Annotated in this window: 11 protein-coding genes; 6 read left to right on the top strand and 5 right to left on the bottom strand. The window is 69.7% G+C overall.

What is annotated here, in order from left to right:
* Positions 1–53 precede the first annotated feature (53 nt).
* Positions 54–485 carry an ATP-binding protein gene (locus tag JW613_RS30290; protein ID WP_372448023.1) on the bottom strand — a complete coding sequence of 144 codons (432 nt, stop codon included), beginning with the start codon at positions 483–485 and terminating at the stop codon, positions 54–56.
* A gap of 203 nt (positions 486–688) precedes the next feature.
* Here JW613_RS30290 and JW613_RS30295 point away from each other — a divergent pair, with 203 nt between their 5' ends.
* From JW613_RS30295 to JW613_RS30305, 3 genes are read left to right on the top strand one after another with little or no spacing between them, the layout of a single operon-like run.
* On the top strand, positions 689–1,561 hold the full coding sequence (locus tag JW613_RS30295) for a Sco1979 family transcriptional regulator (protein WP_209214081.1): 873 nt from the start codon (positions 689–691) through the stop codon (positions 1,559–1,561).
* Between the two features lie 3 nt (positions 1,562–1,564).
* Entirely contained in the window at positions 1,565–1,801 is a 237-nt protein-coding gene (locus JW613_RS30300; protein WP_099885703.1) for a DUF397 domain-containing protein, read from the top strand.
* 47 nt (positions 1,802–1,848) lie between these two features.
* Positions 1,849–2,670: an SAM-dependent methyltransferase gene (locus JW613_RS30305; RefSeq protein ID WP_209214082.1), complete on the top strand. Its 822-nt coding sequence runs from the start codon at positions 1,849–1,851 to the stop codon at positions 2,668–2,670.
* 53 nt (positions 2,671–2,723) lie between these two features.
* Here the strand turns inward: JW613_RS30305 and JW613_RS30310 are convergent, their stop codons facing one another.
* The gene (locus tag JW613_RS30310) at positions 2,724–5,777 is read right to left on the bottom strand and encodes a glycoside hydrolase family 2 TIM barrel-domain containing protein (RefSeq protein ID WP_209214083.1); all 3,054 of its coding nucleotides are present in this window, start codon (positions 5,775–5,777) and stop codon (positions 2,724–2,726) included.
* A 116-nt stretch (positions 5,778–5,893) separates the two neighbouring features.
* Between JW613_RS30310 and JW613_RS30315 the strand changes: the two genes are divergently transcribed.
* Entirely contained in the window at positions 5,894–6,667 is a 774-nt protein-coding gene (locus JW613_RS30315; protein ID WP_245226545.1) for a septum formation family protein, read from the top strand.
* A gap of 157 nt (positions 6,668–6,824) precedes the next feature.
* Complete coding sequence (locus JW613_RS30320) at positions 6,825–7,625, top strand: SGNH/GDSL hydrolase family protein (protein ID WP_209214084.1); 801 nt, start codon at positions 6,825–6,827, stop codon at positions 7,623–7,625.
* A 58-nt stretch (positions 7,626–7,683) separates the two neighbouring features.
* On the opposite strand, the gene JW613_RS30325 is transcribed toward JW613_RS30320, so the two are convergent.
* Both JW613_RS30325 and JW613_RS30330 read right to left on the bottom strand, forming a co-directional pair.
* Positions 7,684–9,018 carry an SWIM zinc finger family protein gene (locus tag JW613_RS30325; RefSeq protein ID WP_245226556.1) on the bottom strand — a complete coding sequence of 445 codons (1,335 nt, stop codon included), beginning with the start codon at positions 9,016–9,018 and terminating at the stop codon, positions 7,684–7,686.
* A 71-nt stretch (positions 9,019–9,089) separates the two neighbouring features.
* Complete coding sequence (locus tag JW613_RS30330) at positions 9,090–12,056, bottom strand: SCO1167/SCO6262 family helicase (RefSeq protein WP_209214085.1); 2,967 nt, start codon at positions 12,054–12,056, stop codon at positions 9,090–9,092.
* A gap of 260 nt (positions 12,057–12,316) precedes the next feature.
* On the opposite strand from JW613_RS30330, the gene JW613_RS30335 reads away from it, so the two are divergent.
* Positions 12,317–12,499 carry a tail-anchor membrane protein gene (locus JW613_RS30335; RefSeq protein WP_099885707.1) on the top strand — a complete coding sequence of 61 codons (183 nt, stop codon included), beginning with the start codon at positions 12,317–12,319 and terminating at the stop codon, positions 12,497–12,499.
* 196 nt (positions 12,500–12,695) lie between these two features.
* Here JW613_RS30335 and JW613_RS30340 read toward each other — a convergent pair whose 3' ends face one another.
* Complete coding sequence (locus tag JW613_RS30340; protein ID WP_209214086.1) at positions 12,696–13,487, bottom strand: hypothetical protein; 792 nt, start codon at positions 13,485–13,487, stop codon at positions 12,696–12,698.
* Positions 13,488–13,580 lie beyond the last annotated feature (93 nt).

The following is a 13,580-nucleotide window of genomic DNA, read 5'->3' on the forward strand; positions in this document are numbered from 1 at the left end:
GTCAGCTGTGCGTTCGAGGTCAGCCGTACATCTGTGTCAGCCGTACGTCTGTGTCAACCGTGCGTTCTGTGGCATTCCAGCTCGGCCCACACGGCGTGCCCCGTCACTCCCTCGGAGCCGCCTGTGCGGGCCTTGCGTATGCCCCAGTCGTCGGCGAGCACGCTCACCAGCAGCAGGCCCCTTCCGTTCTCGCGTTCGTCGTCGCCGATCCGGCCACGGTCGGCGTCCTCGACCCGCATGACCGACTTGCCGCCGCCCTCGTCCGCCACTTCCAGGCGCAACCGCACGCCGATGACCCACAGCTCGCAGCTGACCTTCTCGCTGTCCGTGTGACGCACAGCGTTGGTGAACAGCTCCGACATCAACAGCTGGGCGTCGGCGTTGGACTCGTCATCGACGTACCACTCGCGCAATCTCTCGAGCACACGGGCGCGTGCGAGAGCCACGGAGGTGTCGCGGGCCGGCAGATGGAAGGCATCGCGCAGTGGACGGGTCGTCGGCGCGCCGTCAAGCCGGTGTTCTAAAGGCAGGGCGTCATGGGGGGCAGCCACAGCTCCACTATGCGGTTCGTCACTCGCGTATGGCAAGGATCAATCTGTAAATTGCAGAAATGTGTTTGACAGGGTGTGCTTGAGAGCTGGCACATGCCAAACTTCCCCTTACCGAAGTCAGTTGGAGGGGAGCGGCTGTGGCGGACTCACGGACGGGCGGTGCGGCGCCCACCGTGCTGCGTGTGGTGCTGGGCAAGAGGCTCCAGCATCTGCGTGAGAGCGCGGGAGTGACCTTCGAGCAGGCGGCGAGAGCTCTCGATGTCACTCACGCGACCATCCGCCGGATGGAGAAGGCGGAGGTCGGACTCAAGGTCCCCTATGTCGAGAAGCTGCTGCGCACCTATGGAGTGACGGACCCCGAGGAGATCGACGGTTTCGTCTCGCTCGCCCGGGAGGCGAACCAGCCCGGCTGGTGGCACCGCTACCGCGATGTGCTGCCCGAGTGGTTCAGCGTCTTCGTGAGCCTGGAGAGCGAATCGGAGGTCATTCGCGCCTACGAGCCGCACTACGTGCCCGGGCTGCTGCAGACCGAGAGCTACGCCAGGGCAGTGCTGCGCGCCGGTATGCCGCACGCTCCCGAGACGGAGATCAAGCGTGGAGTGGCGCTGCGCATGGAGCGCCAGACGGTTCTCACCCGGGAGACGAACCCTCCGCTGCTGTGGGCCGTCATCGACGAGACGGTTCTGCGGCGCCCGCTGGGCTCTCCCGAGGTGATGCGCGAGCAGATCGACCACCTCATCAGGGCCACCGAGCGGCCGAACGTCGCCCTGCAGATCATGCCCTTCAGCGCGGGGCCGCATCCGGCCATGTATGGCCCCTTCCACCTCTTCCGGTTCCCACTCGATGAACTGCCCGACATGGTCTGCTCCGAGAGCCTTGTGGGTGCGGTCTACTTCGACCAGCGGGACGACGTCAGCGTGTTCCTCGAGGCACTGGACCGGATGAGCGCCCAGGCCGTGCCGCTGGTGCGGACCCGGGCGGTCCTGAGTGCACTGCGCAAGGAGATCTGAACCATGGGTCGTATCTACAACGGGATGCCCGCCGCACATCTGGGCAACGAGGGATGGCGCAAGCCCTGGAGCGGGGGCAACGGGGGCAGCTGCGTGGAAGCGCTCAAGCTCGCCGACGGCCGGGTCGCGCTGCGCCAGTCCACCGATCCCGACGGCCCGGCGCTCATCTGCAGCCGGAGTGACATCTCGGGTTTCATCCAGGCGGCCAAGGCGGGGGAAGCCGACTTCTTGGTCGCCTGAGCACAGCAGCCCGGTCCGCGCAAGCCCGGCCCGGACAGACCGATGAGATGGAGAAGCACGTGTCAGAGGCTGGCTTCAGCCCGGAGCAGATAGACACCACCCGGCCGCACCCGGCCCGGATGTACGACTACTACCTGGGGGGAAAGGACAACTACGAGGCGGACAGGGACGCGGCGGAGCGGGTCCTGACCGCCCTTCCGGACTTGGCGATCACCGCCCGCAGCAACCGCGACTTCATGCACCGTGCCGTGCGAACGGTTGTCGGTAACGGTATCCGCCAGATCATCGACATCGGCACCGGCATTCCCACCTCCCCCAACACCCATGAGGTGGCTCGGGAGGTGCACCCGGACGTGCGGGTCGCCTATGTGGACAACGACCCGATCGTGTCGACCTACGCGGGAGCGAAGCTGACCAACTCCGGCAATGCCGGATTCGTGCTCGCCGACCTCCACGACCCCGTCGGGATCCTCGACCACCCGGTCACCAAGGAGCTCATCGACTTCGACGAGCCGGTCGCGCTGATGCTGCTGGCGGTGCTGCACTTCGTCACCGACGCCGAGGGTGCGGCGGACATCGTGCGGACCCTGACCGAGCGGCTTCCTGCCGGAAGCCATCTGATCCTCAGCCACGCGACGGCCGACTTCGACGACAGCGACGGTTTCGGCAAGGTCGAGAAGGTCTACAACGAGGAATCCACCTCCAACGCCCAGTGGCGGACGGGCGAGGAGATCTCCGCCTTCTTCGAAGGCTTCGAACTGCTGGAACCCGGCCTGGTGCAGCTGCCCCTGTGGCGGCCCGACGGGCCGGTGCCCAGCGGCGAGGACCTGAGGCACCACATGGGATACGGAGGCGTGGGAGTCAAGTGAGTGCCGGGCGGGCCGGTCGTGCCACCGGCCCGCCTGTCCGCCTCACACTGCTGTCACGTGGAGGGGGCGACCTCCGAGAAGGTGAAGCCGAACTCGGCCGGCTCGGCGGCGAGCTGGTACTGCGGCAGCACACCCGGTCCGCAGGACTGTGAACCGATCCCGTGCATCCGGTGGTCGAGATTGACCCACACCGTCTCCCCGGGAGTGAGGTCGGTGGTGTGTCCGGCCGCGTCCAGCTGTTCGCTCGTCCAGCGGCGGGCGGTGAACCAGCACGTCGCTCCGTCCGCCTCGACCCGCAGCCCCGGCCTTCCGGGGCCCCGTGTCAGCTCCGCCCAGCGGACATCCGGCCGGGCACCGTTCTCCTGGGGCCGTACATAGGGCGTCTGGAGCGCGTCCACGGTGCTGCGCCACAGCCCGGTACGCGCGGCTGCCGTAGTGTCGGGGTAGCCCTCGCCCGGACCGCCGCCGAACCACCTCGCGTGGCCGTAGGCGGACGGCAGCCCCAGCCGTACACCCAGCCTGGGCAGCGGGAAGGCCCAGTCGCCCTCCGGCTCGACCGTCACCGTCAGCCGCAGCCGCTCGACGGTCCCCGTCCACCGGTAGACCGTGCGCAGACCCAGCGCCGAGGCGGCAGGAGCCACCCGGGTACGGACGACGAGCGCCTCGGGCGTCAGCTCCACGCTGTCCGTCCGGTGCCGCATCCGGTGCAGCCCGTGGCGGCGCCACAGCGGGCCGTTGCGCACATCCGGCTGGAAGGACGCTCCATCGTCGTTGTCGGTGGTCGCCCGCCACACGTCCAGCCTCGGCCCGTGCAGGGGCACACCTCCCAGACGCAGCAGGGCGCCGCTGTCCGCCGCGAAGACCGCCGGACCCAGCCGGATCCGTCCATCGCCGCCGTCCGCCGTCTCCTGGCCGTCTGCGGCGTCGTGCCGGCGCGGTGCGGCGGGAGCCGAGGGGAGGGTGGCAGCCGGTGGGTACTCCGGCTCGGCGGCCCGCAGCTGCCCCCAGGCGACCGGGTGCCCGGGCTCGCCCCAGGCGGTCCGGTGGGCGAGGACCGCGCGAACGCTCCACCATGCCTCCCCCGACCGCACCGTCTCCGGTGGGGAAGGCAGCGGCAGTTCCACGGACCCGCCGGGCGGCACGGACGCCTCCGGCAGGGGCAGCATGCCGCCGCTGACCTGCTCGCCCTCGATCTCGTACGACCACTCCAGGGCGAGGTGGGACAGGTCGACGAAGTCGTGCCCGTTGGTGACCAGCACGCTGCCGGGCGCCGCAGCCGGACCGATCCGGACCGGCTCGATCACCTTCTTGTACTCGATCAGCCCGGGGGAGGGGGTGCGGTCGGGGAAGAGGAGGCCGTCGCAGACGAAGTTGCCGTCGTGCACCTGCTCACCGAAGTCACCTCCGTACGCGAACCAGCGTCGGCCGTCCTCCGTGCGTTGCGCCAGACCGTGATCGATCCACTCCCACACGAAGCCGCCCTGGCAGCGTTCGTACGTCTCGAAAAGCCGCTGGTACTCGCTCAGACCGCCCGGTCCGTTGCCCATGGCGTGCGCGTACTCGCACAGGACGAACGGCAGGGCGCGGCGGCGGGCGTCTTGTGAGGCATCGTCCAGGGCGGGTTCCTCACGGCGTCCCACCAGTTCCACCCCGGCGTGCGGCAGATACATCCGGGAGTAGAAGTCGCTGTCCGGGCAGCTGTGGTCGCCCTCGTAGTGGAGTGGCCTGGAAGGGTCCCGTCGTCGGATCCAGCGGGCCATCTCCGTCAGTCCCGCACCCGTTCCGCACTCGTTGCCCAGGGACCAGATGACGACGGACGGGTGGTTCTTGTCCCGCTCCACCATGCGGGCTGCGCGGTCGAGCAGCGCGGGGGTCCACCGGTCGTCGTCGACGGGATTGCGTGCGTCGCCCAGTCCGACGAAACCGTGCGTCTCCAGGTCGCACTCGTCCACCACCCACAGGCCGAACTCGTCGCACAGGTCGAGGAAAGCCGGGTGCGGCGGGTAGTGGCTGGTGCGTACGGCGTTGATGTTGTGCTGCTTCATCAGCACCAGATCACGCCGCATGGTCTCGTGATCCACCGCCCGTCCTGTCTCGGGGTGGAACTCGTGCCGGTTGACCCCGCGCAGCAGTACTCTGCGGCCGTTGACCTTGAACAGTCCGTCCTCGATTGTCACCGTGCGGAAACCGATGCGCAGGGCGATCCGCTCACCGCCGACGGTCAGTTCGGCGTCGTAGAGCCGTGGCGACTCCGCACTCCACGGTTCGACCTGCCCGGTCATCGGCTCACCGGTGCGCAGTTCCCAGCCGAGCTCCGGCACGGTGATCTGCCCTGGTGGATCGCATTCGACGCGCAGCGTGCCGCGGCCCGTGACGTGGTCGTACTCGGCGTGCACGGTGTGGTCGCTCGCGGCACCGGCGGGACGGTGCAGCAGTGTGACCTCCCGGAAGATTCCCGGCAGCCACCACATGTCCTGGTCCTCCAGGTAGCTTCCGGCGGACCACTGGTGCACCCGGACGGCCAGAACGTTGCCGCGGCGCCGCAGCAGTGCTCCGACCGCGAACTCGTGCGGCAGTCTGGAACCTTGGAAGGTGCCGAGCTCCTGTCCGTTCAGCCAGACCCGCGCGCAGGACTCCACCCCCTCGAAGCGCAGCAGCGTCTCACCGGCGTCTGCCACCTCCACACCGTCCGGGGCGGTGTCGCCTGCTGTCGGCAGTGGCCAGTCGGCCGGCAGGTCGAAGACATGGCGGTGGTCGCCGGTCGGGTTCTCGTCCGGGACACGCGGCGGGTCGACGGGGAAGGGGTAGCGGACGTTCGTGTAGGCGGGTGCACCGTGCCCGTGCAGCACCCAGTGGGAAGGCACGGGCAGTTCGCCCCACCGGGTGTCGTCGTAGTCCGGGGCCGCGAAGGCGGCACCGTGCTGGTCGGCGGTGGGGGAGAGGCGGAACTTCCATGCCGTACCGGTCAGCGTGAGGCGGCGCGCGTCGGACCCCGGTGCCCACGCACGCGGTGGCAGACAGCCGGTCCCCGGGGAGACGTCCTCGTAGTACGGCACGGGCGGCGGTGCCGAGACAGAGGGCGGACCGGCCGGAGGGGGAGTGCTCATGCGTCTCCTCGGTTTCTGTTCGCTCTTGTGGTTTCTCTCCCACCAACCGGCCCCCTCGCATGCCTACTTCATAACCCGAATGCATACGGTGAGCGCGACATGACACAGTGGTTTCCATGACGATGCCACCGCCGCCGAACCAGCCGCCAGCGGGCGGCCCACCGCCTCCCGTGCAGCCGCCGGGCGGTTTCGGACCACCCGGGTCCGGTGGCTTCGGTCCACCTGCCGGAGGCGGCTGGCCCCCTCCGAAGCCGCCCGGCCGCAACAACGGAAAGACGATCGCGGCAGTCGTGGTGGCTGCTGTCGTCGCAATCGCACTCATCACGGCGTCAGTCGTCTTCATGACCCGGGACGACTGGGACACCGATGCCTCCGCTGAGGGCAAGCCTTCCGCGTCACAGTCGCCCTCGCCCTCGCCGTCCGCCTCGGACGAGCCGAGCGGGATACCGTCCGAAGAGCCTTCCCCAAGTGGTGAGGCGACCGAGTTTCCGGGACCGGGGGAGGACGACGAGCCGTCCGAGGAGCCCGACCAGGACGCCAGCGATGTGCCGCTGCCTTCGTTCCTGCTCCGTGTCGGTGACTGCTACGACCGCTCCAAGGAGCGCGAGGCCGCGGTGGTGAACCGCGACTGCGACAAGCCCCACGACGCGGAGGTCGTCAGCCGCAAGAAGCTCACCGGTACCTACAGCACCGACGGTGCCGTACGGAGCAAGGCCGACTCGATGTGCCGCACCCTGCTGCGCAACAAGGCGGCCAAACAGCCGGCCGGCACGGTGGGCGGAACACTCATCTCGTATCCGAAGTCGAAGAACGTCGGCAAGGCCTTCAGTTACGTCACCTGCAGTCTGACGGCGGGCAAGGGTAAGAAGCTGCACAAACCGCTGGTGTGATTGTTCCGACCGGGTGCGCGCTCCCGATGTACCTCAACGCGACGGTCTCCGCGCGTAGTTGAGCCTCCGAAGTTGGCATGGACGCATCGATCGCGGGGTAAATCCGCCGCGACCGATGTGACAGCTGTTCCTTCCGTGCCTACCCCTGAGAGGCTCCATGAAGCTGCGCAGATGGGCGTCCACGGCCACCGCCGTCGCCGTCTTCCTCGGACTTTCCTCCCTCACCGGAGCCGCGTCCGCATCCGCCGAAGAGACCGCCGCCACCGGCTATGTGGCCCTGGGCGACTCCTACTCCTCCGGAGTGGGCGCCGGGGACTACGAGGGGGGCGACTGCAAGCGGAGCGCGAACGCGTATCCGAAGCTGTGGAACGCCGCCAACTCCCCGTCCTCCTTCGACTTCACAGCCTGCTCCGGCGCGCGGACCGACGACGTGCTCGCCGGTCAGCTCGGCCCCCTCAACTCGTCAACGGGCCTGGTGAGCATCAGCGTCGGTGGCAACGACGCCGGGTTCGCCGACGCCATGACGACCTGCGTCACACAGGGAGAGAGCGCCTGTCTGGCGCGCATCCAGCAGGCCCGTGACTACATCAACAGCACCCTGCCCGGCAAGCTCGACGGCGTCTACAACGCCATCGCCCAGAAGGCGCCCTCGGCGAAGGTCGTCGTGCTGGGCTACCCCCACATCTACAAGCTCGGCGGCGACTGTGTCGTCGGCATCAGTGAGAAGTCCCGAGAGGCCATCAACGCCGCGTCCGACGATCTGAACGACGTCACCGCCAAGCGTGCGGCGGACCACGGGTTCAGCTTCGGCGACGTGCGCCCCACCTTCGCGGGACACGAGATCTGCTCGGGTGACGAGTGGCTGCACAGTGTCACCTTCCCCGTGGACGAGTCCTACCACCCCACCGCGGCCGGACAGTCCGGCGGCTACCTCCCGGTCCTGGAGGGCCTCGCCTGACAGGACGTTGCGACGCCTGTGCCGCCGCCCTGTTCCAAGGACGGCGGCACAGGCGCGCTCAGGCCGCTCCGCTGCTCGGCTCCGCCTCGTCGGCCAGGGCCACGGACAAAGCAGCCGCCGGGTCCCGTTCCGGGCCGCCTGCCGGCCACCACGAGCGTTGCCGCCTGTGATAGGGCCACCATCGGCCGTCCGGCCCGTACCGCAGCTGGGCGTCCGTCCCCACAGCCGTCCAGCAGGCGCCCGACGCCCGCAGCGTGGGGCGGGGCTCCTCCTCCCCCCAGGCGAGGTCGAGCTGTTCGGTAGCACGGTGCAGCGCCTCGTCGGACGGTGACCAGCCGCCCTCCAGCACGGTCAGTGCTTCAGCGCCCCCGAACTCCCAGGCACGCACGGCCACCGCGAGCTCGGACTCGGTACGGCCGCAGCCCTCCGCGAGCCGCGAGGCCACCGCGCGTCCAGGTTGTGCGGCCGCGAGCCGTACGGCATCCTCCCAGGCCGTCAGCGGCCGCGGCAGCGGGCGGGTGCCGTGCCCCGGCGAGACGGCCTCCGCGAGCATGCGGCGAGCCGTCGCGGCGGAGTGCGAAGCGAGAAAGGTCAGCGCGTCGACGTCCAGCCCCGGCGCCCGGGCGGCGCCACCCTCCAACGCCGCGATCTGTCCCGTCTCACGCACCGGGGAGGGCGGTTCGGGCAACGGAGGAAGCAGTACTCCCAGCGCGAACGCCTCGACAGCTTCCACCCCCTGCGACTCCTCCTGCTCCGCAGGCGTCACCGTGCCGCCGGTGGTCTGCCCGGCGGCTCGCGCCGTGCTGCGCTCCTGAAGGGCGTTCAGCAGCTCGCGTTCTCCGCGCCCGCGCATCAGCAGCAGCGCGAACGGGTCCTCGTCCAGCAGCCGGGCCGTCTGGTAGCTGAGTGCGGCAGTGTGCGGACAGTGATCCCACGCTCCGCAAGCACACTCGGGCTCCAGATCACCGATACCAGGAAGCAGCTCGATCCCGACGTCTGCCGCGTCCTCCACCAGGCGGGGCGGCATGTCGCGGTCCAACAGGGCAGCGATATGGCCGGCCTGTTCGACGATCACCTCCAGCAGACGCTCCCACTCGTTCTCGTCCAGCTCGCGCAGCAGCACATCGGCCCGGCACGGCGTGCGGTCCGAGCCGAGCACCACGGCGGTGATGCGACCAGGCCGCACGGAGACGGCACCTACCGCGCCCTTCCGGGCGAACGCTCGGCCCCGCTTGAGCTGTGCGTTGTCCAGCGCGGTCTCCTCGAGCGCCTTCAGCCATGTCTGCCCCCACCAGGTGCGGGCGAAGCCCTGGCCGCGAGCGGGGGGCAACGGTGCGAAGACCCGCTCCCGGTCACCGGATCCGCTGCCCTCCGTCCGATCGCCGTCGTCCATCACGCCGGTGTCGTCCGTCCCCCCGTTCGCGTCCATTTCCGCTTCCTCTTCGTGCGTCGTCCCGTACTCGCTCAACGCTCCACCTTCCGCAGCTCGACGAGCTCCGCCAACTCGGCGTCCGTCAGCTCGGTCAGCGCCGTCTCGCCGGAGCCCAGTACGGCGTCCGCGAGTGCCTGCTTGCGCCGCAGCATGTCGGCGATTCGGTCCTCGATGGTTCCCTCGGTGATGAGTCGGTGGACCTGTACGGGCTGCGTCTGCCCGATGCGGTAGGCGCGATCGGTCGCCTGGGCCTCGACCGCCGGGTTCCACCAGCGGTCGTAATGGATGACATGGCTCGCCCGGGTGAGATTCAGTCCCGTCCCGGCTGCCTTGAGGGAGAGCAGAAACACCGGTGCGGCACCCTCCTGGAAGCGGCGCACCATCTCCTCGCGCCGAGCCACCGGGGTGCCGCCGTGCAGACACTGGCTCGCCACACCACGTGCAGCCAGGTGACGTTCCAGCAGATGCGCCATCTGCACGTACTGCGTGAAGACGAGCACGCTCGCCTCCTCCGCGAGAAGGGTGTCCAGCAACTCGTCCAGCAGCTCCAGCTTCCCCGAACGGCCTGGAAGCCGGCCGCTGTCCTCCTTGAGGTACTGCGCGGGGTGGTTGCAGATCTGCTTGAGAGCGGTGAGCAGCTTGACCACCAGCCCGCGCCGCTCGAACCCGTCGGTACCGTGCAGCGCCGCCAGGCTCTCCCGGACCACGGCCTCGTACAGCCCGGCCTGTTCGGTGGTCAAAGAGACCGCCCGGTCCGTCTCCGTCTTCGGAGGCAGCTCGGGTGCGATGCCGGGATCGGTCTTGTGCCGCCGCAGCAGGAACGGCCTCACAAGCCGCGCCAGCCGCTCGGCCGCCACCGGATCACCGCCCTCGGCAGCGTCCGCGTAGTGCCTGCGGAACGTGCCGAGCCGGCCCAGGAGCCCCGGGGTGGTCCAGTCGAGGACCGCCCACAGCTCCGAGAGGTTGTTCTCCACCGGTGTGCCTGTCAGCGCCACGCGCGCCCGAGCGGGAAGTGTGCGCAGTGCCTTGGCAGTGGCGGCGAACGGATTCTTCACGTGCTGGGCCTCGTCCGCGACGACCATGCCCCACACCTCGCCCTCGCCGGGGAGCAGCCGGTCGGCGTCCAGTCGCATCGTGCCATAGGTGGTCAGCACGAACTCGCCCTCGCGCAGCTGCTCAAGGGAGCGGCCCGGACCGTGGTAGCGACGTACAGGGGTGCCGGGGGCGAACCGTTCGATCTCCCGCTGCCAGTTGCCCATCAGCGAGGCGGGACACACCACCAGGGTCGGACCCGCGGTCTCCTCGGTCTGCTGCCTGCGCAGGTGGAGCGCGATCAGGGTGATGGTCTTGCCCAGGCCCATGTCGTCGGCGAGGCAGCCCCCGAGACCGAGCGAGGTCATCCGGTGCAGCCAGTCCAGACCGCGCAACTGGTAGTCGCGCAGTGTGGCCTGAAGTTCGGCGGGCGGTGGCAAGGGCGGCTCCTCGCGGCGCTCCGGATCGGAGAGCCGTTCCCGGAGCGCTTCCAGCCACCCGGTGGCCTCGACCTCGACACGTTCGCCCTTCTGCTCGGCCGTACCGGTGAGGACGGCGTTCAGAGCTTCGAGCGTGCCGACCTTGTGGTCCTCGCGCTGTCGGGCTGCCTGTATCTCCTCCGGGTCGACGAGCACCCACTGGTCGCGCAGTCGCACCAGTGGCCGTCCCGCTTCGGCCAGCTGGTCGAGCTCGGCCCGGGTCACCTCCTGGCCGCCGATGGCGAAGCGCCAGTCGAAGCGCAGCAGTGCGTCCGGGGAGAGCTGGGAGGGGAGTCCCGCGGTGAACGGGGACTTCCGGCTCGCGCCGGTCTCTTCCGTCTCGTCCCCCGGGCCGATCACGGCGCGTGAGGTGAGCGAGCGAGCGAACTCGCGCGGCCAGTGCACCTGGACACCAGCTGCCGCCAGTGCGCGGGGCACCGAGGTGCCCAGCAGTTCGGCGATTTCCTCGTCGGCGAGGTCGATCGCGTCAGGTACCGCTGCCGAGAGCAGTGGGGTCAGCGCATCCCAGGCTGCCGCTGCCCGACGCAGCGCGAGCAGCGCGTCCGTGCGCGCCCGTGGTCCGAACCGCTCGGCGAGGGGTGACGTACCTGCCCAGACCTCTGCTGCGTCGGCGATCAGTGTGCTGTCGGCCGGGGCGTGGAGCTGCAGTACTCCGCGGAAGGCGGGATCCCGCCGGCCCTCCTGCGTCTTGTGTTCGCTCCCACCCTGTCCTGAGACGTCGTCCGTCGGGGGCAGACCGTCGATCTCGATGCGCAGCGACAGCCGGACCCCCGCATCGATTCCTGCTGCCACATCGGCGGCCCACTCCTGCAGTTCGGGTACGGCGAGTGGTTCGTCACCGGTGAAGGCGGGTGTTCCGACTGCCAGCGGAGCGGCAGGGGTGCGCGGAAGCGTGTCGGCGACGGCGTCCAGGAAGCCCCGCACCGAAGGACCGGGTGCCGGCATGCGGAGCGGACCGGGTCCGGGCAGTGGGACAGCGTGCGCGTCCGGAGGCATCGCAGCGGCCAGTTCCGCCACTGTGGTGGTGTCGTCGCTCGTGAGCGGGCCCAGCCGCCAGGCGTCGTAACCGGCGGGGCTCAGCCCTGGCAGCAGCCGACCCTGGGCAGCCAGCCGCAGTGCGAACAGCGCGGTGGCGCCCCAGAAGGCCGTCGTGGGCTCTGTGCCCTCCTCCGTACGTGCGGCGTACGCCCGGGTGAGAACCGGGAGGGCCGCGGCCACAGGGAGCGTGACCGCGGGAACTGTGCGGGTCTCCACGCCGCCCTCGGTCGGGACGACAACCGTCAGCTCGACGGTTTCAGCGGAACGATGATCGCCGCTGTCCGCGTCGCCGGCCTGTGGGCCGGGCGGTGCGGGGAGGGCCCTGTCGGTGGGGTGGGAGACTCCCTCGGGGCGCCGGAAGGCGATCCGGGAGCGGCGTGGCGGGTCTGCGGGCAGAAAGACGGCCACACAGTGGGTGAGCTGGGACATCCAGGAAGTGCTTGCCAGGGTCTCGGCCACAGTGCTGATGCATTCCTCAAATTTGACTAGCGAGCGGGAGCGGTCGAGGGTACATCACCTCGGGCCCAGGTGTGGCACACCGGGGAAAATCGCGCGCAGGAGGCCGCGAACCCGCCAGCGCGCGGCGCGGAGGGAACCCGCCGTGTCCGGATGGCGTTCAATGGAGTGAGAGGCGGAGATACCGGACTGGACAGCAGTGGGTGTGCCGCCGGTGCGGAGGAGGTACCGAGATGACCAATCGAGCAAAAGTCGCCGTCGGCGGGGTAGCGGTCGGACTGCTGCTGTGGTGGCTGACGTCGTTCTGGATCGCTCTACTGGTGATCGTGGGCGTACCCGCGGTCGCCTATCTGACGCTCGACTCCTCGCAGCGGCGCAGGCTGCGCAGAGTCAGCCGCAAGGAACTCGGCCGTTAGCAGTGGCCGTACGCCTTGCCTCCACTGACCGGGCCTTTCCGCCGGGGCCCGGGCTCGGGAGCCGGGCCGCAGAGGAGCGCTGAAGCGCGTCGAAGCCGCAACGGATCCATCGCAAGCCCCGACGGATCCGTCGGAACGATGCGTGCCGGGCGCATTCCCGCCGGGCACAGGTGTCGGCATCTTTCGGTGTGGCCCGTCACGCCGCCGGACGTAGCGCGATCCCGTCGAGCGCCGAGAGGAGCTCGGGCAGTTCACGACCGCGGCCCACCGGCCGCACCTCGCCGGGCGCTTCGTCCAGCAGGACGAAGGCGATGTCGTCGGTGCGCGCCACCACACTCCACCCAGGGCCGTCCGCGCGCAGCGTGCGGGCATCGCCCGAGGCGAAGGCGGACCGAATCCGCCCGGGCGGCGGAGGCGTCTCCAGATAGGCCCGCACTTCCTCCAGCACACGCTGCACCTGGATGTCGGTTTCGGCTTCTCCTCCCGACTCCACGAACTCCACGTCCTCCTCGACCTGCGCCCGCCACTGCGCCCACTGGAGCGCTATCTCGTCCGCACCGAGACGCCGCTGGGCGGGTCCCCAGCCGGAGGTGTCCGGCGGCGAGAGCACCGGGCCGCTCGTGTCGAGCTCTGCGTCCAGCACGGGGTCGTGCGGCTCGGGAAGACCGGGTGCGGAGACGGCGAGCGACAGCGGCCATCCGGGCAGCACCGCGGCGACGTCCCGTTCGTCGGGAGACAGATCGGCTTCCATGCCGCAGTCCCATGCCGCCACGGCACAGGCCACCTGCGTCACGTCCTCGGTCACCACGGTCCAGCGCGCACCGGTGCCGTCCTGCCCCAGTACCAGCCCGTACCCCTCGGCGTAGGGCTCCAGCCCCAGCACGGCGCATGCCGCGGGGTAGTCGTCCCCCAGCACACTCGGGAACTGCGCGGGCGTCAGCAGCACGGCAGTCAGCACATAGAGCGAATCTTCCTCTTCCGCGGCCACCGGTGACCTCCCCTTCCTGGCGGATCTCGGTGACGATAGCCCTCGGAGCGCGTCCGCGACAGATGGAATGGGTCCGCGGCAGGAAGCCGAAAT

It is taken from the genome of Streptomyces smyrnaeus (genome assembly GCF_017676345.1).
Lineage (GTDB): Bacteria > Actinomycetota > Actinomycetes > Streptomycetales > Streptomycetaceae > Streptomyces > Streptomyces smyrnaeus.

Excerpts from the sequence above, each read along its gene's own strand:
- JW613_RS30320 (WP_209214084.1), top strand. The coding sequence starts at position 6,825 with ATGAAGCTGCGCAGATGGGCGTCCACGGCCACCGCCGTCGCCGTCTTC.
- JW613_RS30305 (WP_209214082.1), top strand. The coding sequence starts at position 1,849 with ATGGAGAAGCACGTGTCAGAGGCTGGCTTCAGCCCGGAGCAGATAGAC.
- JW613_RS30325 (WP_245226556.1), bottom strand. The coding sequence starts at position 9,018 with ATGGACGACGGCGATCGGACGGAGGGCAGCGGATCCGGTGACCGGGAG.
- JW613_RS30310 (WP_209214083.1), bottom strand. The coding sequence starts at position 5,777 with ATGAGCACTCCCCCTCCGGCCGGTCCGCCCTCTGTCTCGGCACCGCCG.
- JW613_RS30330 (WP_209214085.1), bottom strand. The coding sequence starts at position 12,056 with ATGTCCCAGCTCACCCACTGTGTGGCCGTCTTTCTGCCCGCAGACCCG.
- JW613_RS30300 (WP_099885703.1), top strand. The coding sequence starts at position 1,565 with ATGGGTCGTATCTACAACGGGATGCCCGCCGCACATCTGGGCAACGAG.
- JW613_RS30315 (WP_245226545.1), top strand. The coding sequence starts at position 5,894 with ATGACGATGCCACCGCCGCCGAACCAGCCGCCAGCGGGCGGCCCACCG.
- JW613_RS30335 (WP_099885707.1), top strand. The coding sequence starts at position 12,317 with ATGACCAATCGAGCAAAAGTCGCCGTCGGCGGGGTAGCGGTCGGACTG.